A 22129-nucleotide genomic window follows, 5' to 3' on the forward strand; every position below is an offset into this window, starting at 1 on the left:
ATCAGCAGCCCTGTATCGCCTGCAAAGAGCCTTTCGCCAGCGCTTCCTTATAGTGTTTGCGACACACCGATACGTAGCGCTCATTGCCCCCTATTTCCACCTGAGCCCCTTCCTGATAAGGACGTCCGTTTTGGTCCAGCCGCAGCACCATACTCGCCTTACGGCCGCAGAAGCAGACGGTCTTTAATTCCACCAGCTTATCCGACCAGGCTAGCAGATATTGACTGCCGCTAAACAGTTCGCCGCGAAAATCGGTACGCAGCCCGTAGCAGAGCACAGGAATATCCAGGTCATCGACCACCGCAGCAAGTTCAGAGACCTGCTCACGAGTCAGAAACTGGCTCTCATCCACCAGCACGCAGTGGATGGTCTGACGCTGGTGCTCTTCGCGAATCTCTGCCAGTAAGGAAGTTTCAGGATTATATAGCCGGGCGGGAGAAGAGAGGCCGATACGGGAACTCACCTTACCGGAACCAAAACGGTCGTCAATTTCTGCGGTATAAACAACCGTCCGCATACCACGCTCCTGGTAGTTCCATGAGGATTGTAACAGTGCGGTAGATTTACCGGCATTCATTGCAGAATAGTAGAAATAGAGCTGCGCCATCGAAGTCAAAACCCCGGTCTGGATGTCAAAAAGTATAGAGCCATGATTGTACCATATCCCCGAGTCTCCCCGGCTCCATTCCCCTCTGACTTCAGGGTGATTAACATATTATATATGGCTTAGAACTATTCGCATCTGTGATTGTCCGCATGGTCATTATCAGGTTATCGTTTGTTAACTTACGGACTATAAAGCATTTTTATCGTCACTCCGCTCGCTTTCATTCATAATCAAAAACTGTGATCGCCCTCCTGTTATCCCGCTATATCGAAGAATAAGCGACCAGTGAAATGAAAAAAATTATCGATTGATGCTTTTATCTGACACCCTCCCCCCATGCTCTCTGCCGAAATTTTGACTGTCATGGCGTTTTTCTGTGATACAGAACAGGGTCAATTAAAGTAAATAGAATAATAAAAGATGTGTCGGCCAATGCGATATTTTGCGTTCCTTACATTTACCCTATTGCAGAACCAGAATGAAGGCTCTATTATTACCTCAACAAACCACTCCCCCAATATAAGTTTGAGATTACTAAAATGAGCGAAGCACTTAAAATTCTGAACAACATCCGTACTCTTCGTGCTCAGGCCAGAGAATGCACACTGGAAACGCTCGAAGAAATGCTGGAGAAACTGGAAGTCGTGGTAAATGAGCGCCGCGAAGAAGAAAACGCTGCAGCAGCTGAAATTGAAGAGCGTAACAAGAAACTGCAGCAATATCGCGAAATGCTGATTGCCGACGGTATTGATCCTAACGATCTGCTGAGCGCTATGAGCAGCAGCAAAGCGGGTACCAAAGCCAAGCGCGCTGCTCGTCCGGCAAAATATGAATACACCGACGAAAACGGTGAAGCTAAAACCTGGACCGGCCAGGGCCGTACCCCGGCGGTAATCAAGAAAGCCATTGATGAGCAGGGCAAGAGCCTGGAAGACTTCCTCATCAAAGAGTGATTGGTATTGCTATGAAAAATCCCGCCATGGCGGGATTTTTTATTGCCTCTCTCCCCGACCTGGACTCAGTGCCGTGAAAATTCCCATCCCCCCAGCGCCGTGATTAATTACAGCTAAATAACAAAGCCGCAATAGACCTGTGGCAATAAATTCATCTTTCTCCTGACCTTGCCGCACCCATGCGCCCGTCATGATGCGAATAGAGAATCTTCTTAGACGATATCGTCAGGGATTTTCTGATTTCCCCCTCTCCTCCTCCACGACTTATAACACTCTGTACCTTAATTTTCGTTATCAGATAAAGTCCCAGATTTATACCCACAACGTATCATCTGCCAGGCAGCCATAGCAAATAACCCGTGTACCGTTCCGGTTAATGAAAAGAGAGCTCAATGAAATGAAGTCTGCGACGCACGGCAAATACCGATAAAAAAACAGGCAGTCGCTGAAGCGACTGCCTGTTTCATAACGCGGATGAAGTATCAGGAGGCCTGTTTCAAAGAGGCTCCGCGACCAATCGCATAATAGGTAAAACCGCGACGGCTGAGACGCTCCGGATCGAACAGATTTCGTCCATCAAATATAACCGGCTGGTTCAGCGTCTGCTGAATAAACTCCAGGTCCGGCGCACGGAAGCTCTGCCATTCGGTACAGATAATTAATGCATCTGCCTTATGCAATGCGGCCTCTTTGGTGCCCATCAGACGCAAATCATCGCGATGCCCATAGATACGCTGAGTCTCATCCATCGCCTCGGGATCGTATGCCTGTACCGTTGCACCACGTTTCCAGAGTTCTTCCATCAGAACGCGGCTGGAGGCCTCACGCATATCGTCAGTGTTGGGTTTAAAAGAAAGTCCCCACAGCGCGAAGGTTTTCCCTTTCAGATCCTCACCGAAGTGACGCGCGATATACTGCGGCAGCTTCTGTTTCTGATCGTCGTTAATATCTTCAACCGCACGCAACAGTCTGGGTTCATAGCCAATCTGCTGCGCTGTGCGGATTAATGCCTGCACATCTTTCGGGAAACAGGAACCACCGTAGCCACAGCCGGCATAGATAAAGTGGTAACCAATGCGAGAATCCGAACCGATTCCCTGACGTACTTTTTCGATATCCGCGCCCAGATGCTCCGCCAGGTTGGCGATCTCGTTCATAAAGCTGATTTTGGTCGCCAGCATGCAGTTGGCGGCATATTTGGTCAGCTCGGCACTGCGGATATCCATCAGGATCATCCGGTCATGGTTGCGGTTGAAAGGCTCATAGAGCTCACGCAGCAGGTCGACAACCTCTTCATTGTCGGTGCCCACCACAATGCGCTCAGGGCGCTTACAATCCGCCACCGCGGCCCCTTCTTTCAGGAATTCAGGGTTAGAGACAACATCGAAGGGAATCTCAACGCCGCGGCTCTTCAGGGTTTCGTCCATAGCCGCACGTACTTTCTCCGCCGTACCGACTGGTACGGTTGACTTATCCAGCACCACCTTATGAGAGGTCATATGCTGGGCAATAGTGCGGGCAACGGCGAGAACGTATTTCAGATCCGCAGAGCCGTCTTCGTCCGGTGGTGTTCCCACGGCGATAAACTGCATCGTGCCGTGCTCTACCCCCAGACGGGCGTCAGTACTGAAATTCAAACGCCCCTCTTCGTAATTTTTAGTGACCAGCGGCGTCAGGCCCGGTTCATAAATGGGGATATTCCCCTTTTTCAGATTCTCAACTTTGGTTTCATCGACATCGATACACATGACGTCGTGGCCGACTTCAGCAAGCACTGCAGCCTGCACCAGCCCCACGTAGCCAATGCCAAATACCGTCACTTTCATTAGGTTGTCCCGGTTTCAGTGATTTATTTTTTTCCGCCAACGGCCTCTGTTAGCCAGGCCTTGAACTCTTCGCCCAGGCTATCGTGGCGGACGCCGTACTCAACAAACGCCTGCATATAGCCAAGCTTGTTGCCGCAATCGTGGCTCTTACCCTTCATGTGGTAAGCCTCAACGGTCTCTTTATCCATCAGCATAGCGATAGAGTCCGTCAGCTGAATTTCATCGCCAGCGCCCGGAGGTGTACGGGCCAGCAGCGGCCAGATATCAGCGCTGAGCACGTAGCGGCCCACCACGGAAAGGTTAGAAGGCGCTTCGCTGGCCTTCGGTTTTTCCACAATGCCAACCATCGGCACGCTATCGCCCGGGTTCAGCTCCGCGCCTTTGCAATCCACCACGCCGTATGCGGTTACATCTTCCACCGGCTCGACCATAATCTGGCTGTGCCCGGTCTCTTCGAAACGATGAATCATTTCAGCGAGGTTATCCCGGCTCAGATCGGACTCGTATTCGTCCAGAATCACGTCCGGCAGAATCACAGCCACCGGCTCATTGCCGACCACCGGATGGGCGCACAGCACCGCATGTCCCAGCCCTTTCGCCAGCCCCTGACGCACCTGCATAATGGTCACGTGCGGCGGACAGATGGACTGCACTTCGGCCAGCAACTGACGCTTAACGCGTTTTTCCAGCATGGCTTCCAGTTCGAAACTGGTATCGAAGTGGTTTTCAATGGAGTTCTTGGAGGAGTGGGTAACCAGAACAATCTCGGTGATTCCTGCGGCAATACATTCATTGACCACATACTGAATCAGCGGTTTATCAACCAGCGGCAGCATCTCTTTGGGGATGGCCTTGGTCGCCGGCAACATACGCGTTCCCAGACCCGCAACCGGGATTACCGCTTTCCTTACTTTTGCATTATTAGCAGCCATTAAAAATCTCCTGGACTGTTCAAGCATGATACTTGTACGTCAATTAAAACGAGGTCGAGTATATCAGCTTGAAAAAAATTTCCGCCCCGAAATACCTGCCTCACCAGTAAATTAAGACTAATACGAAACAACCTGAGGTGATATTAGCACCACAGGTCATAAGAGCAGAGACCATTTTTAGGCAAAGGATTTAGATGCTTACTCTGTGCTCAACATAAGCCGCAGCCGCCCCCCTGCGCCCCAGACCTGGCACTGCCAGGCGTCGCAGCGTTGGCTGATTTGATTGAGGTAGGTATTTCCCAGAGTACCCAGCGGAACACCGTTGCTGACCTGAATTTGATGGCCGCCGGTATTTAAAGAAGCATTCAAACCGGCAGAGACTAAAATAAGATTTTTTAACGTACTGTGATAATAACCAACCAGTAACGGAAACTGTCCGACTAAATTAGCCTGGCGAAGTAACTGATTCACCTGTTTAAGTAAAGTCCCTAATTCCGGAAGTCGCTGACGCTGACGCGCCAGCTGTTCCTGAAGTAACCCGTTAAATAACGCACGCAGCAGCAATGCCGCCAGTACGCCGTTATCCCCTGCCCGGGTCACGTCCAGGCAGTAGAATGCCAGATCGTTGTCCGACAGCGGGGCAATATCCAGCACCAGACCGGGTTTATCGGCAGAGACCAGTTGTCGGTAATTGACCCGACAGTGGGCGATATCCTGTTGCACGGGCGGCTGTAATTGCTGCAGCAGGCTGGCTGCCGCCTGCGGGTTGCTAACCAGCGCATCCCAGTCCTGAAACAGGCGTTCCTCCTCTTCCACCCGGGAATTAAAGGCGGAAGGATAAAGACAGGCAAAGACCGTCTCCCGCAGTCGGTTAAGATCCTTAATCGGTTTGAGCAGGACGTCCTGAACACCCAATCGCAAAGCTCTGGCGATATCCGACATATTCTCGGTGGCTGAAATCACCAGAATGGGCATTTGATTGCCGGTGTTACGAATGCGCTCCACCAGCGTCAGACCATTCATGCGCGGCATGGCCAGATCGCAGATCAGTAGATCGGGCATGGCGCTGGCAATCTGCTCCAACGCCTCCACGCCGTCCCCGGCCAGTCGCGTTATAGCGCCAAGAGAGACCAGGTAAGAGTCCAGCAGCGATCGGAAAACGGCTTCGTCTTCGACAATGAGAATCTGTTTTCCGACCAACGGCTGTGTCATGTGTGTTCCCCAGACTGGCAATAGTTAAATAGTGGCATGTGTCGGGGGTTTGCGCCTGTCAGATTTAGCCGAAGAAGCTTAAAGCGCACGGAACTATTATTCATAAGTACGCACCAGTGGTAATAGTTCATCCAGCTTTTTCTCAACCGCGAGCGTTCCGGCCGCAATCGCCTCATCGGCCCGATGAAAATCCAGGGTGGAGATTTGCGGGCAGTAGGGTTGCAGAACGATATCCGGCGGATCCCCCGCCATACGGTTGCGCTTCAGACGATTTTCCAGCACCTGAATAGAGGTACTCATGATCTCCATCGCACCGGGCGGCGCGCTGGTTCGCCGGGTCAGCAGTTGGCCCAGGCGCTTGCGCCACCCGGCTGGCTGACGTCCGGGCTCATTGCGCGGCTCATCAGACAGCAAATCCTGCTGCATCAGGTGGGCGTCATGCTGGAGATCGACCGCAATAACGATATCCGCTCCCAGCGCCCGGGTCAGCGAGACCGGAACCGGGTTGACCACCGCGCCATCCACCAGCCAGTACCCATTATGACGCACCGGCGACAACAGACCCGGCATGCTGCACGACGCACGCACGGCGGTATGTAAGTCACCTTCGGTAAACCACAGCTCGCGGCCGGTACTCAGGTTGGTCGCCACTGTGGCAAAGCGCAGTGGCATCTGTTCGATGCGATCGAGAGGAATAAGTCGACGTACGTGATTAAATACCCGCTCGCCGCGCAGCAGGCCACCGCGACGCCAGGAGAGATCCATCAAACGCAAAACGTCCCAGTAGCTGAAGGAGCGAACCCAGCGTTCAAACGTCGTCAGGCGGTCACAGGCACAGGCGGCGCCCACCAGGGATCCTACTGAACAGCCCGTAATAATATCCGGCCGAATGCCGATCTTCGCCAGCGCATTAATCACGCCAATATGGGCCCATCCCTTGGCTGCGCCCGAACCCAGCGCCAGTCCAATTTTCACCTGTCTCATTACGCCTCGGTCTGCTTCCCCGGAAAAAACACCTCGTGGCGTCAACGCCACCGCTCAGTTAATATAGGCTGCCTGGCCGTATTCGTTCGTTTTTATACCCAAGGAGATACTTTGTCGCAGCTTTGTCCTTGTGGCAGCGGTTTGGATTATAGCCTATGTTGCCAGCCTTACCTACGCGGAGACCTGTTACCTAAAGATCCGTCACAACTTATGCGCAGCCGCTACAGCGCTTTCGTAATGAAAGACGCCGGATGGCTGATCGTCAGTTGGCATCCCACGGTGGAAGCCGAACGGCTGCGTGCCGACCTTGAATCCGGTTTCGCCCGCACTCAATGGCAGGGACTCACGCTATTCGAAGAGAGCCCCGGACGCAACGCGGATGAAGGCTACGTCAGCTTTGTTGCGCGCTATGAGGAACAGGGCGTGCCCGGCGCGATTATCGAACGCTCCCGGTTCTTAAAAGAACAGGGACAGTGGTACTATGTCGACGGCCAGCGACCGGATATCGGACGTAACGATCCCTGCCCCTGCGGGTCCGGGAAAAAATTTAAAAAGTGCTGCGGCCGCTAACGGCACGCACAACAACTGACATTCCTTCAACAGGATCTTCCCCGCAATGCAAGCTTTACAACGAAAAGTACTGCGTACCATCTGCCCCGACCAGAAAGGGCTTATCGCACGCATCACTAATATCTGCTACAAGCACGAGCTGAACATCGTTCAGAATAATGAGTTCGTCGACCATCGTACTGGCCGCTTCTTTATGCGTACCGAGCTGGAAGGGATCTTTAATGACACTACCCTACTGGCGGATCTTGACGGTGCCCTACCGCAAGGTTCCCTGCGCGAGCTGCATCCCGCCGGTTCGCGTCGGGTAGTGATTCTGGTCACCAAAGAGGCCCACTGTCTGGGGGATCTGCTGATGAAGTCGCGTTACGGCGGGCTGGACGTGGAAATCGCCGCGGTTATCGGCAACCACGACACTCTGCGCGGCCTGGTCGAAAGCTTTGATATTCCTTTCCAGTTGGTCAGCCACGAAGGGCTGACGCGCGAACAGCACGATCGCCAGATGGCGGACGCCATTGAGGTACACGCGCCTGACTATGTAGTGCTGGCGAAGTATATGCGGGTGCTGACCCCGGAATTCGTGGCCCGTTTCCCGAATCAGATTATTAATATTCACCACTCGTTTCTACCAGCCTTTATTGGGGCGCGTCCCTATCATCAGGCCTATGAGCGCGGCGTGAAGATTATCGGTGCTACGGCGCACTACGTGAACGATAATCTGGATGAAGGTCCGATCATCATGCAGGATGTGATTCACGTCGATCACACCTATACCGCCGAAGATATGATGCGCGCAGGGCGCGACGTTGAGAAAAACGTACTGAGCCGTGCTCTGTACCAGGTACTGGCTCAGCGGGTCTTCGTTTACGGTAACCGGACGATCATTCTGTAATCAGCCAGGGAAAAGGTTGTTTAACTTTAGGGCGTTACGCGCAAAAAGTACGCAAACAATTTATTTTCCATTATTCATCTCTTTACAGGGGCGCTTCATTTGATATGATGCGCCCCGCTTCCCGAGACGGAAGCAGGCCAGTGGTGGGGTTCCCGAGTGGCCAAAGGGAGCAGACTGTAAATCTGCCGTCATCGACTTCGAAGGTTCGAATCCTTCCCCCACCACCATCCTATCTCACTGTTTTACAGTGAAGCGGCGTAAAGCCACGACAATTTGATTTGCCCCTGGTGGGGTTCCCGAGTGGCCAAAGGGAGCAGACTGTAAATCTGCCGTCATCGACTTCGAAGGTTCGAATCCTTCCCCCACCACCATCACTTTATGTTCCTCCATGTTTAATCCCAGAGTCAGTTTTCCCATAGTGCGTAAACACAGGGAAGGACGAAAACCTTCGACTAAGGTTCGACTCGAGCGTAAGCGAGAGAACTCTTCGTTATTGATTCCCGAACCTCCCCCATCTTTCTGGCATAGCCCAGCGTTCGTCATTTGATTTTTCAGGCATGGATTCCTTCGACCATGCAAAATGCAGCATGCTGTTGCTGTTCTCCCTGATATCGCATCACAGCCTGTTCTCTGCATACTCGATATTGTGTGTATAATGTGTACAGTCAACCTGTCGGTCTGCGGCAGGGAGGCCAGAGTGAAAAGCGCGGAACTTATCAAACGACTGGAGAAAAACGGTTGGATTCTTGAACGAATAAAAGGTAGCCATCATCAGTTCTCCCATCCGGACTTTTCGATCGTTATCACGGTCCCGCATCCACGCAAAGATATGAAACCGGGAACGCTTCATCAAATTCTGAAGAGCGCGAAACTTAAGGAGTAACCATGCTCTACCCTGCTTTCATTGAAGTCGATACTGACGGTACAGCCAGCGGCTGGTTTCCGGACGTTCCGGGGTGTACCTTCGCCGGTGATACCATCGAAGACGCTTTTATCGATGCACGCAGCGCTATAGAAGCGCACTTTGAGCTGCTGAGTGAAAAAGAGCGAGAAATACCAACGCCGCGTCGCATTGAAGAGCATGCTAACGCGAAGGGCAGCGACGGCCTGAATGGTCTCTGGCTCTACATTGATATCAATATGGATAAATTTGACGGACGCGCTGAGCGTATCAATATTACGCTTGCGCACCGGCTACTTGAGCGCATAGACGCCACCGTTAAACAGCAGCCTGAGTACGGTAGCCGAAGCGCTTTTCTGGCCGCGGCCGCACGCGAAGAACTTCTTAAAAACCGTTAAAAAAAACCCTGCCGAAGCAGGGTTTCTCGTGACAGGTAGCGGATATCAGCGACGGGCGCGAACTACCTGATATTTGCGGGTCAGGTACTCCACCGGCGCGCTCCAGATATGCACCAGGCGGCTGAACGGGAACAGCACAAACAGCGTCATCCCCAGCACCAGGTGAATGCGGAATATCGGGGCCACGCCGTCCAGATGGGCGGAAGCGCCACCGTGGAAGGTCACCACCGACTGCGCCCAGCCCACCAGCTTCATCATCTCGGAGCCATCCATATGCTGGGCGGAGAACGGGATAGTCAGCAGACCCAGCGCGCACTGAATCATCAGCAGGCTCAGGATCAGAATATCTGCCGCGGTAGAGGTCGCGCGAATACGCGGGTTGAACAGACGGCGTTTCAGCAGCATCAGCCCCCCAACCAGCGTCATCACGCCACACAGACCACCGGCAATCATCGCCAGCTTCTGCTTCACGTCGATGGGCAGGAACGCCTCGTACATCCAGTGCGGCGTCAGCATGCCAAAGGCGTGCCCGAAAAAGATGCCCAGAATCCCCAGGTGGAACAGGTTCGAGGCCATATTCATGCCTTTTTTATCCAGCATCTGGCTGGATGACGCACGCCAGGTGTACTGGCCATAGTCATAACGCAGCCAGCTACCGACCAGAAACACCGTCCCGGCGATATAGGGGTAGATATCGAAGAAGAACATATTCAGGAAGTGCATTATTGCTGTCCCCCGGTAGAGATATTCAGATATTGCGGCGCCACTGCGCCAGCAAAGCGACGCTGGTGCTCGGAGATTTCAGAGTCACCGCAGCCGCTGTCCGCGAAGAATTTCACCTGCTCCTCCTCCCAGACCGCGTCCAGGGCCTGGGTGGTATCGTCGCGCGCTTCATCGGCGATCTGTTTACCAACCTGCGCCACATCGACCTGGCTTGCACTGAGCGACAGCAGCAGATCGAACAGCAGCGCATAGCGGCTGTCCCGTTTCTTCAGTCGGGCGCTCAGCAGCGCCAGAATCGGCGCAATATCGCCCAGACCAGCACGCGCTTCCTGCTCCGGCAGTTGAGCCAGATACTCCAGGTAGAGTGGCAGGTGATCCGGTAACTCGTGACTGTCGAGCTGCAAACCGATCCGTTGGTACTGCGCCATCAGATCGACCATAGCCTGACCGCGGTCCCGGGACTCGCCATGCACGTGTTCAAACAGCAGCAGCGAGGTAGCACGGCCGCGATCGAACAGCTCGCCGTAAGCGGCCTGGACATCCAGCAGATCCCGGCCCAGCAGATCGCGCAGGAAAATGCCCAGCGCCTGGGCATCGTTCTTGTTCAGCGCCTGAGCATCGCTGATGGCGGCAAACAGCTCCTGCTGATGCTCAACCAGCGCCGCGTCCGGGTACTCCAGCAGACGGGAGATAATCACCAGTTCAATCATTAGCGTTGCTCCGGGTGGTCACATCGATGGCATCGATACGGCGGCTGTTGAACAGATTGAATTTGGTATCCGAACCGTGGCAACCGTCGCCGAAGCTGAAACCGCAGCCGCTCTTCTCGGGGAAGGCGTCATGGGCCAGTTCGCGGTGGCTGGTCGGCACCACAAAGCGATCTTCATAGTTGGCGATGGCCAGATAGCGGTACATCTCCTGCGCCTGAGCTTCGGTAAGACCCACCTCTTCCAGCGCCCGGGTGTCACTCACACCATCCACGGTCTCACTGCGCTTGTAGTGACGCATCGCCAGCATCCGTTTCAGGGCCAGCAGTACCGGCTGGGTATCGCCAGCGGTCAGCAGGTTCGCCAGATACTGAACCGGAATACGCAGGCTTTCCACGTCCGGCAGAATGCCACTATGCGGCAGTTCGCCCGCGTCGGCCGCAGACTGAATCGGCGACAGAGGCGGCACATACCAGACCATCGGCAGAGTGCGGTATTCCGGGTGCAGCGGCAGCGCCAGCTTCCAGTCCATCGCCATTTTGTAAACCGGCGACTGCTGAGCCGCGTCGATAACGCTCTGGGGAATGCCGTCTTTCAGGGCCTGTTCAATGACTTTCGGATCGTTCGGATCCAGGAAGACATCCAACTGACGCTGGTAGAGATCCTGTTCGCTCTCGGTGCTGGCTGCCTGTTCAATGGCGTCTGCATCATAGAGCAGCACGCCCAGATAGCGGATACGGCCCACGCAGGTTTCGGAGCAAACGGTCGGCATACCCGCTTCGATACGCGGGTAGCAGAAGATGCACTTCTCGGACTTGCCGCTCTTCCAGTTGAAGTAGATTTTCTTGTACGGGCAGCCGGTAATGCACATCCGCCAGCCGCGACACTTATCCTGGTCGATCAGCACGATGCCGTCTTCTTCACGCTTATAGATGGCGCCGCTCGGGCAGGTGGCGACACAGGCCGGGTTAAGGCAGTGTTCGCACAGGCGCGGCAGATACATCATAAAGGTGTTTTCGAACTGGCCGTACATCGCCTTCTGCATGTTTTCGAAGTTCTGATCCTGGCTGCGTTTTTCGAACTCGCCGCCCAGGATCTCTTCCCAGTTGGGACCCGCTTCGATTTTGTTCATCCGCTTGCCGGTAATCAGCGAGCGCGGACGGGCGATAGGCTGATGCTTGCCTTCCGGCGCGTTATGCAGATGCTGATAGTCGTAGTCAAACGGCTCATAGTAGTCATCGATGCCCGGCAGATGCGGGTTGGCGAAGATCTTGCCCAGCAGCATGCCGCGGCCGCCCATGCGCGGCTGCAGCTTACCGTTGATTTTACGGATCCAGCCGCCCTTCCATTTTTCCTGATTTTCCCAGTCATTGGGGAAGCCGACGCCGGGTTTACTTTCAACATTATTGAACCAGGCGTACTCCATTCCCTCACGGCTGGTCCAGACGTTTTTACAGGTTACCGAACAGGTGTGGCAGCCGATGCACTTATCCAGATTCAGCACCATGCCGACTTGTGAACGAATCTTCATTTTGCGCTCTCCTGTTTCTGGTCGTTACCTTCACCATCCAACCAGTCAATATTTTTCATCTTACGAACTACCACGAACTCATCACGGTTAGAGCCTACGGTGCCGTAATAGTTAAAGCCGTAAGCCAACTGGGCATAGCCGCCGATCATATGGGTCGGTTTCGGGCTGATACGGGTGACCGAGTTATGGATACCGCCGCGCTGGCCGGTAATTTCCGAGCCCGGAATATTCACGATGCGCTCCTGGGCGTGGTACATCATGGTCATCCCGGACGGCACGCGCTGGCTCACCACGGCACGAGCCGTCAGGGCACCGTTGCTGTTAAACACTTCGATCCAGTCGTTATCGGCAATACCCAGCTCTTTGGCGTCCACTTCGCTCATCCAGACAATCGGACCGCCGCGTGACAGGGTCAGCATCAGCAGGTTGTCGCTGTAGGTGGAGTGGATACCCCACTTCTGGTGCGGCGTCAGGAAGTTCAGCGCCTTTTCCGGGTTGCCATTGGATTTCGTGCCCATCACCGCTTTCACCGAACGGGTGTCGATAGGCGGACGGTAAACCAGCAGGCTTTCACCGAAATCACGCATCCACTGATGATCCTGATACAACTGCTGACGACCGGAGAGGGTGCGCCACGGAATCAGTTCGTGAACGTTGGTGTAGCCCGCGTTATAGGAGACATGCTCATCTTCCAGACCTGACCAGGTGGGGCTGGAGATAATCTTGCGCGGCTGGGCCTGAATATCGCGGAAGCGAATCTTCTCGTCTTCTTTGTTCAGTGCCAGATGGGTATGGTCGCGACCGGTAAACTCGCTAAGCGCCGCCCAGGCTTTCACCGCCACCTGACCATTGGTTTCCGGCGCCAGGGTCAGAATCATCTCTGCAGCGTCGATAGCGCTGTTTAACATCGGCTGCCCTTTGGCCGGACCTTCCGCCTTCTGGTAGTTGAGCTTACGCAGCAGATCCATTTCGCTCTGGGTGTTCCAGGCGATCCCCTTACCGCCGTTACCCACCGTCTCGAGCAGCGGGCCGATAGAGGTAAAGCGTTCGTAAGTGGCCGGATAGTCGCGTTCCACCACCATCAGGTGCGGCGCGGTCTTGCCCGGAATCAGGTCGCATTCGCCTTTCTTCCAGTCTTTTACCTCCAGCGGCTGCGCCAGTTCGGCGGCAGAGTCATGCTGAATCGGCAGCGTGACCACATCGGTCTCCTGACCCAGATGACCTTCACAGACCTCAGAGAATTTCTTCGCAATGCCTTTATAAATCTCCCAGTCGCTCTTCGATTCCCAGGCGGGATCGACGGCGGCGGAAAGCGGGTGAATAAACGGATGCATATCCGAAGTATTCATATCGTCTTTCTCATACCAGGTGGCGGTCGGCAGCACGATATCGGAGTACAGGCAGGTACTGGACAGACGGAAGTCGAGGGTGACCACCAGATCCAGTTTGCCTTCCAGACCGTTATCGACCCATTCCGCCTCTTCCGGCATTACGCCGCCCTGCGCTCCCAGGTCCTTACCCTGAATGCCGTTTTCGGTACCCAGCAGGTACTTCAGCATATACTCATGGCCCTTACCGGAAGAGCCCAGCAGGTTAGAACGCCAGATAAACAGGTTACGCGGGTGGTTAGTTCCGCTGTCAGGCTGTTCAGCCGCGAAACGTATATCCCCGGTTTTCAGCGCCTTAACGGTGTAATCCGCCGGACTCATGCCCGCCGCATCCGCCGCCGCTTTAATGGTCAGCGGGTTGGTGTTGAGCTGCGGCGCGGACGGCAGCCAGCCCATACGTTCGGCGCGCACGTTAAAGTCAATCAGGCTACCGCTGTAGCGGGACTTATCCGCCATCGGCGACAGCAGCTCCTGCGCGGTCAGGGACTCATAGCGCCACTGGCTGGAGTGGTTGTAAAAGAACGACGTGCTGTTCATATGGCGCGGCGGACGCTGCCAGTCCAGGGCAAACGCCAGCGGCTGCCAGCCGGTCTGGGGACGCAGTTTTTCCTGGCCCACGTAGTGCGCCCAACCGCCGCCGCTCTGGCCGATACAGCCGCAGAAGATCAGCATATTGATCAGGCCACGGTAGTTCATATCCATGTGATACCAGTGGTTCAGACCGGCGCCGACGATAATCATGGAACGACCGTGGGTCTTATTGGCGTTATCGGCGAATTCACGGGCGGTACGGATGATTTGCTGGCGCGGTACGCCGGTAATCTGCTCGGCCCAGGCCGGGGTGTAGGCCTTAACATCGTCGTAGCTGGTGGCGCAGTTGGCGTCATCCAGCCCGCGATCCAGACCATAGTTGGCCATGGTCAGGTCGTAAACGGTGGTGACCAGCGCGCTGGTGCCATCGGCCAGCTGCAGGCGTTTCACCGGCAGTTTATGCAGCAGGATATTTTGCAGTTCGACCCGGTTAAAGTTTTCATTGCCCTCGGCGCCAAAGTACGGGAAGCCTACTTCGGCCACCTCGTCGTGGCTGCCCAGCAGGCTCAGGCGCAGGGTGGTTTCGTCACCGGAGGTGCCATCGCGCTGCTCCAGGTTCCATTTACCCTTCTCACCCCAGCGGAAACCGATAGAGCCGTTCGGCGCCACCAGCTCGCCTTTCGCGTCGTCGCAGGCTACGGTTTTCCACTCAGGGTTATTTTCCTGGCCCAGAGAGTCCACCAGGTCGGCGGCACGCAGCATACGGCCCGCGGCATAGTAACCGTCGCGCTCTTCCAGCATCACCAGCATCGGCATATCGGTGTAGCGGCGCACGTAGTCGGTGAAGTACTGGCTCGGGTTATCCAGGTGGAACTCGCGCAGCATCACGTGGCCCATCGCCAGCGCCATAGCGCTGTCGGTGCCCTGCTTCGGTGCCAGCCACAGATCGCACAGCTTGGCGATTTCCGCGTAGTCCGGGGTCACTGCAACCGTTTTGGTCCCTTTGTAACGCACTTCGGTGAAGAAATGGGCGTCAGGGGTACGGGTCTGAGGCACGTTAGAGCCCCAGGCGATAATATAGCTGGAGTTGTACCAGTCAGCAGATTCCGGTACGTCGGTCTGCTCGCCCCAGGTCATCGGTGAAGCCGGCGGCAGGTCGCAGTACCAGTCGTAGAAGCTCAGGCAGGCGCCGCCAATCAGCGACAGATAACGGGCGCCGGAGGCGTAGGAAACCATGGACATTGCCGGAATCGGCGAGAAACCGGCGACCCGATCAGGGCCGTAGTTTTTAACAGTCCAGACGTTAGCGGCAGCGATAATTTCATTCACTTCCTGCCAGGAGGAGCGGACAAAACCGCCGCGGCCACGGGCCTGTTTGTAGCGTTTGGCGTTCTCTTTGTCCGCCATAATGGACGCCCAGGCCTCGACTGGATCGCTGTTGCGCGTTTTTGCTTCGCGCCACAGCTTCATCAGGTGCTTGCGCATCAGGGGATATTTCAGGCGGTTGGCGCTGTAGAGGTACCAGGAGTAGCTGGCGCCGCGCGGACAGCCGCGGGGCTCATGGTTGGGCATATCCGGGCGGGTGCGTGGGTAGTCGGTCTGCTGAGTTTCCCAGGTCACCAGACCGTTTTTAACGTAGATCTTCCAGCTGCAGGAGCCGGTACAGTTTACGCCGTGGGTTGAACGCACAATTTTATCATGCTGCCAGCGCTGGCGGTAACCCTCTTCCCAGTCCCTGTTGGTATTCAGCAGTTGACCGTGACCGTCGGCAAAGGTGTCGCCCTTCTGTTTGAAGTAACGAAACCGGTCAAGAAATTTGCTCATCGGGATTCTCCTGATGTGGAGCCTTTGGCTCTTATAAATCGACATTGCTGGATTTGCCGCAACGGTAACGCGCGGAATTGTCAGGAGATTTGATAACGATCAACGCGCCAGGGCTTAGGTCATTCCCAGGAGAAAACAGCTACTCCAAAAGTGGCAGAAATAAATATCACCTAACCTAATGTTTTATATGCATTATTTTTATAAACCTCGGGGGAGTGATAGAAATAAATCAGTACAGGGGTATTAAGGGGTAGAGAAGACAGGACTCAATCAGCACTAAGCGATTGATGTAGCAAATAAATTGCATCATTGTAAACGCATTGTAATCATGCACTGGCAAAAAAAAGCGCGGCCCGTCGCCGCGCAAAAGGATAACCCTAAAGGTTAATGCTTTTTAATCATTGATTAACTGGCGCGCTTACGGCCATAGACGGCCCAGGTAATCACCACACACAGAATGTAGAACACCAGGAAGATCTTCATGGCCCCGGCCGGAGAGCCGGTCATTTCCAGCGAGGTCCCGAAGGCTTTGGGGATAAAGAATCCGCCAATAGCGCCAATGGCCGAAATAAAGCCCAGCGCGGCGGCAGTGTCGGTGGCTGCCTCGCGCATCGCCTCTTCTTCACTACCGCCTGCCGCTTTAACGCGATCCATGGTCAGCTTGCGGAAGATCACCGAAATCATCTGGAAGGTGGAGCCGCTACCCAGACCTGCGGTCAGGAACAGCACCAGGAACACGCCAAAGAAGGCCACAAAGTTGCCCCCCTCACCCGCTGTCGGCAGGGTCACAAACAGCGCGGCGCTGAAAATCGCCATCAGGACAAAGTTCACCAGAGTGACCCGAATACCCCCCAGACGGTCGGAGATAACCCCACCGGCAGAGCGCGCCAGTGCGCCAATCAGCGGACCGAAGAAGGCGTAATGCATCACATCAATCTGCGGGAACTGGGTTTTAGACAGCATCGCGAAACCGGCGGAAAAACCGATAAATGAACCAAAGGTCGCCAGATACAGCAGGCTCATAATCCACAGGTGGCCGCGCTTAAGTACCGGCAACTGTTCGCTCAGGGAAGCCTTCGAAGCCGCCAGATCGTTCATACCAAACCAGGCTGCCACGGTAAAAATCGCCAGCGGAATCACCCATACCCAGGCGGCATTCTCCAGGAACAAGCGGTTACCGTCGCTCTGCATCACTCCTTCACCGCCGAACACGGCAAACATCGACAGCGACAGCACCAGGGGGGCGACCAGCTGCATCACGCTCACCCCCATGTTACCCAGACCGCCGTTAATACCCAGCGCGCCGCCCTGCTTGCTCTTGGGGAAAAAGAAGCTGATGTTGGCCATGCTCGATGCAAAGTTAGCACCGGCAAAACCGCACAGCAGCGAGATAATAATAAAGGTACTAAAGGGCGTGGTCGGATCCTGTACCGCAAAACCCAGCCACACGCAGGGAACGATCAGAATACCGGTGCTGAACGCCGTCCAGCGACGACCGCCGAATACCGGTACCATAAAAGAGTAAGGTACGCGCAACAGCGCTCCGGAAACCGACGGCAGCGCAGTCAGCATAAACAGCTGGTCGGTGGTAAAGCTGAAACCGACCTTATTCAGATTCACTGCAACGGCGCTAAACAGCATCCAGACGCAGAAAGCGAGCAGCAGACAGGGTACCGAAATCCACAGGTTACGGCTGGCCACGCGGTGTCCCGTGCGTTGCCAGAAAGCCGGATCTTCAGGATGCCAGTCGGTAATAGTTGCACCTGACGACCGCTCGGGCAGGGCTGACTGAGTCATATTTACCTCTAAACTTTATGGGATATCTGCCGCCACATTAGGCCGAACAGATGAAGATAAGTTGATGTAAATCAATGGATAATCAGACTTTGCCATGAGCAAAAAATGCGCATACCCCAGGGGGAGTACTCCCCGAAAGGCAAAAAAGCGCGATTTTTCACTATGCTGTCCACAGGTGGCAAAAAAGTGCCGACATTCCTTACCCCTCTGGCAATTAAGGAGTAATTATTTGGAGGTATGGGTATACTCCGGGGGATGACAGAAAATAGAGCCAATAGCTTCTCCCGCGCCTTCCAACGGAGCCATCCGCTTATGCTAAAACGCAGCCTCTCTCCCCTGACCCTGTCCAACCAGCTGGCGCTAATCGTGCTGCTGCTTGCGGCACTGGGCGGCGCGGGACTGGCGCTGTCGGCCTGGCTGGGCCAGGGGCTACAGGGGAGCGCCCACGCCATCAATAAAGCCGGTTCTCTGCGTATGCAGAGTTACCGACTACTGTCGGCGGTACCGCTCCAGCCCAAGGATGAACGGCTACTGGAAGAGATGACCAGAACCGCTAACAGCATCCAGCTGCGCGATGCTGCCCGTAACGACCAGCAAAGTCGCCAGCTGGCAGCGCTCACCGACTACTGGCGTACCATTCTGGCCCCGGCCCTGAAGAATGCCCGGGATCGCGACGAGGTCAGCGCCAAAGTCGACGCCTTCGTGGGTTATATCGACGAACTGGTCACCGCCTTCGACCATACCACCGAGCTGCGCATCCACCACGTCATCATGCTGCAACTGGCGATGGCGTTACTGATGGGGCTACTCCTTATTTTCACCGTGGTATGGCTGCGCCAGCGCCTGTTTAATCCGTGGCGCCAGCTGCTGGAGATGGCTGCCGCCATAGGTCAACGTAACTTCAACCACCGGGTGCGGGTACGCGGGCGCGACGAAATGGCGACCCTGGGCGATGCCCTGAACAGCATGTCCGACGAGCTGGCGGAAAGCTATGCCGGGCTGGAGCAGCGGGTGGCGGAAAAGACCGCCGGACTGGCACGCACCAATCAGATGCTCTCCTTCCTCTATAACGCCAACCGCCGCCTGCACTCCCAGGCCGGTTTCTGTCAGCGGGTCACGCCGGTGCTCAACGAACTACGCACCCTCACCCCGCTATGCGAAATCGAACTGCGGGTCTACGAGCATGACGACGAAGAACACTACCAGGAATTTACCCTGCGCCCGGATGCCGACTGCCCGCACGACGACTGCCAGCAGTGTTCCCGTCATGAGCCGGAGCCGCACGGCGCTACCACCGCGCTGAAGTGGCGCCTGACCGACAGCCATACCCAGTATGGGCTGGTGCTGGCTCAGTTACCCCTGGGTAGTAGCCTGAGTCTGGATCAGCAACAGATGGTGGATACCCTGATGGAGCAGCTCACCACCACCCTGGCGCTGGAGCGTCAGTCAGAGCGTCAGCAGCAGTTGGTCGTGATGGAGGAGCGTTCCGCCATCGCCAGGGAGTTGCACGACTCCATCGCCCAGTCCCTCTCTTGTATGAAGATGCAGGTCAGCTGTCTCCAGATGCAGGGCGAAGCGCTACCTGAGCAAAGCCGCGAACTGCTGGGGCAGATCCGCAATGAACTGAATACCTCCTGGCGCCAGTTGCGAGAACTGCTGACGACTTTCCGCCTGAAATTGACCGAGCCGGGGCTGCGCCCGGCATTGGAGGAAAGTTGTCAGCAGTTCAGTACCCGTCTGGGCTTTCCGGTCGCGCTGGATTATCAGCTACCGCCGCGCCGGGTACCGGGGCACCAGGCCATTCACCTGGTACAGATCGCCCGCGAGGCGCTCAACAATACCTTTAAGCACGCCGAAGCCAGCGCCGCTGGCGTCAGCGTTACCCAGAATGACGACCAGATTCGCCTGACGGTCTGGGACAACGGCCGCGGCATTACCGGCAGCGGTGAAAAAAGTAACCACTATGGCCTGATCATCATGCGCGATCGAGCCCATAGTCTGAAGGGGGATTGCCAGGTTCGCCCACGCACCGGCGGCGGTACCGAGGTGGTGGTAAGTTTTATCCCCGAAGCCCAACTCTCTTCTACAACAGGAGCAAATACATGAGTCACCAGGAAGCATCAACCATCCTGCTTATCGACGATCACCCGATGCTGCGCACCGGTGTGAAACAGCTGATCAGCATGGCCCCCGATCTGAGCGTAGTGGGCGAAGCCGGCAATGGCGAGCAGGGCGTTGAACTGGCGGAATCCCTCGACCCGGACCTGATCCTGTTGGATCTCAATATGCCCGGTATGAACGGTCTGGAAACCCTGGATCGGCTGCGCGAAAAATCACTGTCCGGCCGGGTGGTGGTCTTTAGCGTATCGAATCATGAAGAGGATGTGGTCACTGCCCTGAAGCGCGGCGCCGACGGCTATCTGCTCAAAGATATGGAGCCGGAAGATCTGCTGAAGGCCCTGCATCAGGCCGCGGCGGGCGAAATGGTGTTAAGCGAAACCCTGACCCCGATACTGGCCGCCAGCCTGCGCGCCAACCGCGCCACTTCCGGGCGAGACGTGTCGCAACTCACCCCGCGCGAGCGCGATATCCTCAAACTTATCGCCCAGGGGCTACCGAACAAGATGATCGCCCGCCGCCTGGACATTACTGAAAGCACCGTAAAGGTACACGTAAAGCATCTGCTGAAGAAGATGAAGCTGAAATCGCGGGTCGAAGCGGCGGTCTGGGTTCACCAGGAGCGGATCTTCTGACAGCCCTACTCGTCGGGCAATAACTGCCAGCGCGAATCCTGCTCAGGCGCAATATCCAGCGGCGCCTGCGGCTTCAGGGTTACCCAGTTCGAGGTGACGCGCTGCCCCTTCTCATCCTCGACTGTCACCGACAGTCGCCAGCTATTTTCCGCTTCAGCCGAATTATCCCAGGCCGGCAGAATCACGGTCCAGCCTTCCGGGTTATTTCTATCCGCCGGCGGCGTCAGACTCAACGCCTGGGTATCCCCCTGCCAGGAAAGGCGGCGAATACCGTAGCGGGAATTTACCTGTAGCTTAAGCACCACCGAATCACCGGCATGCAGCTGCCACGGCGGCGTTGCCAGATACACCGACAGCGTCTTACGCTGGCGGAACTCCATAACAGGCGCGCCGCTGCGCTCGACATTGTCATAACGGCTACCGCGCAGCGAAGTAGCGGGCGCCACCTCATCGGCAGAGAGCTGTTTGGCCATCGAAACGCCGAAGCGGTAGTTCAGCTTAAAGCCCAGATCCTCCTGCACATCCCCCTTTTCCCCCTGCTTATGAGAGGCGGTCAGAGTAATTAGCGGAATCGGGGTATAGCTCAGCCCCAGCTTCACCGCCATGGGATCCCGGTAGCCGTTGCCGTTGCGAAACAGATCGACATTATCCCCGAAGTACTGTTCCAGACTGACGCTGGTATTAATATGACGATAGAACGGCAGACGGGCCTGAGCGGTAATATCGTAACCGTGAGCCATGCGTGCCTGTTGGCTGATATCGCTCATCCGCCAGTCACCCAGCGGATGATAATAGTTGGCGGATAGCCGCAGATTCTCGCCCCAGGCTTCGGCTCCCAGGCTGGCCCGCCGCAGGCTGTCGTCGAATTCGTTATCATAGAAGGTGTTGTAGCCCAGCAGCCAGTCACCCGCCACCCAGCGCTGCCCCATGCCCAGGTTGCCCACCAGCCCCTGATTCAACTGGCTGACGCCCACCTGGCTCCAGGTCAGATAGTGGTCGGTATCCTGCCAGGGGGTAAACAGCGAACCGCTACTGCCGGTAAACTCCCCTTCCTGATCCACCTTCAGCGCCACATCGGCATTGCCGTAAGGCGAAAGCAGTGACTCCGCCTCGCTGGTCACTCGGGTCGCCAGGGCATCGCGCAGATGGTCCAGGGCAAACAGCCGCGCCCGTTCACTGGTATGGAGATCGCTATCGGTCATGCTGGCTTCGCCAAAGGCTTTAGCCATGGTGGCGATTTTTTTTTCGGTGGCCGAATTGTCCGGCGCCGATCCGAGATCGGGCAGGCTATCCCCGTTATTATCAAAGGGGTTTTGGGCCTTCTGCATATAGGAATCCCCGGCAGCGATACCGGGACTGGCGTGGCAGAGCGACAGCAGAAGCGTGAATGTGCAAAAAGATGGATACCGCATATAAAGGTTGTAGCTACTTCCTGAGAATCCGGGTTCGACCAACGACACGAGCCTGAACCGCGAGTATAACATAACAGTGGGTCGGCGCCGCTCCCGTGAATCGACTGACTTTAGCTGAAAAATCGGCGGGATGTGCCAGACTTATGCCAGCCATCCCCGATCGCCGAGGCCTCCATGCACACTCGCTATCT

18 protein-coding genes and 2 tRNA genes are annotated in these 22129 nt (G+C 55.8%); 9 read left to right on the plus strand and 11 right to left on the minus strand.

Annotation, left to right across the window (positions count from 1 at the left end):
* Nucleotide 1 precedes the first annotated feature (1 nt).
* A complete protein-coding gene (gene tdk / locus SCU88_RS13655) occupies nucleotides 2-607 on the minus strand; it encodes a thymidine kinase (RefSeq protein WP_138097768.1) in 606 nt (201 codons plus the stop codon).
* Nucleotides 608-1146: 539 nt separating this feature from the next.
* On the opposite strand from tdk, the gene hns reads away from it, so the two are divergent.
* Nucleotides 1147-1560, plus strand: coding sequence for a histone-like nucleoid-structuring protein H-NS (gene hns, locus SCU88_RS13660; protein ID WP_138097769.1), 414 nt, complete (start codon nucleotides 1147-1149; stop codon nucleotides 1558-1560).
* 482 nt (nucleotides 1561-2042) lie between these two features.
* Here hns and SCU88_RS13665 read toward each other — a convergent pair whose 3' ends face one another.
* The 4 genes from SCU88_RS13665 to rssA form a co-directional block, all read right to left on the minus strand.
* Nucleotides 2043-3386, minus strand: coding sequence for a nucleotide sugar dehydrogenase (locus tag SCU88_RS13665; protein ID WP_175340629.1), 1344 nt, complete (start codon nucleotides 3384-3386; stop codon nucleotides 2043-2045).
* A gap of 23 nt (nucleotides 3387-3409) precedes the next feature.
* Nucleotides 3410-4318, minus strand: a complete 909-nt coding sequence (gene galU / locus SCU88_RS13670) for a UTP--glucose-1-phosphate uridylyltransferase GalU (RefSeq protein WP_175340630.1) — start codon at nucleotides 4316-4318, stop codon at nucleotides 3410-3412.
* Nucleotides 4319-4516: 198 nt separating this feature from the next.
* Nucleotides 4517-5530 carry a two-component system response regulator RssB gene (gene rssB, locus SCU88_RS13675; RefSeq protein ID WP_175340631.1) on the minus strand — a complete coding sequence of 338 codons (1014 nt, stop codon included), beginning with the start codon at nucleotides 5528-5530 and terminating at the stop codon, nucleotides 4517-4519.
* A 96-nt stretch (nucleotides 5531-5626) separates the two neighbouring features.
* Nucleotides 5627-6514 carry a patatin-like phospholipase RssA gene (gene rssA, locus SCU88_RS13680; protein ID WP_175340632.1) on the minus strand — a complete coding sequence of 296 codons (888 nt, stop codon included), beginning with the start codon at nucleotides 6512-6514 and terminating at the stop codon, nucleotides 5627-5629.
* Nucleotides 6515-6625: 111 nt separating this feature from the next.
* Here rssA and SCU88_RS13685 point away from each other — a divergent pair, with 111 nt between their 5' ends.
* The 6 genes from SCU88_RS13685 to SCU88_RS13710 all read left to right on the plus strand — a co-directional run bounded on the left by SCU88_RS13685 (nucleotide 6626) and on the right by SCU88_RS13710 (nucleotide 9272).
* Nucleotides 6626-7084, plus strand: coding sequence for a YchJ family metal-binding protein (locus tag SCU88_RS13685; protein ID WP_175340633.1), 459 nt, complete (start codon nucleotides 6626-6628; stop codon nucleotides 7082-7084).
* Between the two features lie 46 nt (nucleotides 7085-7130).
* A complete protein-coding gene (gene purU, locus SCU88_RS13690) occupies nucleotides 7131-7973 on the plus strand; it encodes a formyltetrahydrofolate deformylase (RefSeq protein WP_175340634.1) in 843 nt (280 codons plus the stop codon).
* Between the two features lie 142 nt (nucleotides 7974-8115).
* Nucleotides 8116-8200 (plus strand) — tRNA-Tyr (locus tag SCU88_RS13695).
* Nucleotides 8201-8259: 59 nt separating this feature from the next.
* Nucleotides 8260-8344 (plus strand) — tRNA-Tyr (locus SCU88_RS13700).
* Between the two features lie 326 nt (nucleotides 8345-8670).
* The gene (locus SCU88_RS13705; protein ID WP_138097776.1) at nucleotides 8671-8856 is read left to right on the plus strand and encodes a type II toxin-antitoxin system HicA family toxin; all 186 of its coding nucleotides are present in this window, start codon (nucleotides 8671-8673) and stop codon (nucleotides 8854-8856) included.
* A 2-nt stretch (nucleotides 8857-8858) separates the two neighbouring features.
* The gene (locus SCU88_RS13710; protein ID WP_175340635.1) at nucleotides 8859-9272 is read left to right on the plus strand and encodes a type II toxin-antitoxin system HicB family antitoxin; all 414 of its coding nucleotides are present in this window, start codon (nucleotides 8859-8861) and stop codon (nucleotides 9270-9272) included.
* 45 nt (nucleotides 9273-9317) lie between these two features.
* On the opposite strand, the gene narI is transcribed toward SCU88_RS13710, so the two are convergent.
* The 5 genes from narI to SCU88_RS13735 all read right to left on the minus strand — a co-directional run bounded on the left by narI (nucleotide 9318) and on the right by SCU88_RS13735 (nucleotide 17773).
* Nucleotides 9318-9995: a respiratory nitrate reductase subunit gamma gene (gene narI / locus SCU88_RS13715; RefSeq protein WP_138097778.1), complete on the minus strand. Its 678-nt coding sequence runs from the start codon at nucleotides 9993-9995 to the stop codon at nucleotides 9318-9320.
* Nucleotides 9995-10705: a nitrate reductase molybdenum cofactor assembly chaperone gene (gene narJ, locus SCU88_RS13720; protein ID WP_175340636.1), complete on the minus strand. Its 711-nt coding sequence runs from the start codon at nucleotides 10703-10705 to the stop codon at nucleotides 9995-9997. Before narJ ends, narI begins: the two co-directional genes overlap by 1 nt.
* Nucleotides 10698-12233, minus strand: coding sequence for a nitrate reductase subunit beta (gene narH, locus SCU88_RS13725; protein WP_138097780.1), 1536 nt, complete (start codon nucleotides 12231-12233; stop codon nucleotides 10698-10700). The genes narJ and narH overlap by 8 nt, the downstream gene beginning before the upstream one ends.
* Nucleotides 12230-15976 carry a nitrate reductase subunit alpha gene (locus SCU88_RS13730; RefSeq protein ID WP_175340637.1) on the minus strand — a complete coding sequence of 1249 codons (3747 nt, stop codon included), beginning with the start codon at nucleotides 15974-15976 and terminating at the stop codon, nucleotides 12230-12232. The genes narH and SCU88_RS13730 overlap by 4 nt, the downstream gene beginning before the upstream one ends.
* Nucleotides 15977-16381: 405 nt before the next feature.
* The gene (locus SCU88_RS13735) at nucleotides 16382-17773 is read right to left on the minus strand and encodes a NarK family nitrate/nitrite MFS transporter (RefSeq protein WP_175340638.1); all 1392 of its coding nucleotides are present in this window, start codon (nucleotides 17771-17773) and stop codon (nucleotides 16382-16384) included.
* Between the two features lie 312 nt (nucleotides 17774-18085).
* Between SCU88_RS13735 and narX the strand changes: the two genes are divergently transcribed.
* Together narX and narL are read left to right on the plus strand one after the other, a co-directional pair.
* The gene (narX, locus tag SCU88_RS13740; RefSeq protein ID WP_175340639.1) at nucleotides 18086-19879 is read left to right on the plus strand and encodes a nitrate/nitrite two-component system sensor histidine kinase NarX; all 1794 of its coding nucleotides are present in this window, start codon (nucleotides 18086-18088) and stop codon (nucleotides 19877-19879) included.
* Nucleotides 19876-20526, plus strand: a complete 651-nt coding sequence (gene narL, locus SCU88_RS13745; protein ID WP_138097784.1) for a two-component system response regulator NarL — start codon at nucleotides 19876-19878, stop codon at nucleotides 20524-20526. Before narX ends, narL begins: the two co-directional genes overlap by 4 nt.
* Before the next feature lie 5 nt (nucleotides 20527-20531).
* Here the strand turns inward: narL and SCU88_RS13750 are convergent, their stop codons facing one another.
* Entirely contained in the window at nucleotides 20532-21938 is a 1407-nt protein-coding gene (locus tag SCU88_RS13750) for a YchO/YchP family invasin (RefSeq protein ID WP_175340640.1), read from the minus strand.
* Between the last annotated feature and the right edge of the window lie 191 nt (nucleotides 21939-22129).

Origin of the sequence: Jejuibacter sp. L23, assembly GCF_050815825.1 — a bacterium.
Classification (GTDB): domain Bacteria; phylum Pseudomonadota; class Gammaproteobacteria; order Enterobacterales; family Enterobacteriaceae; genus Jejubacter; species Jejubacter calystegiae.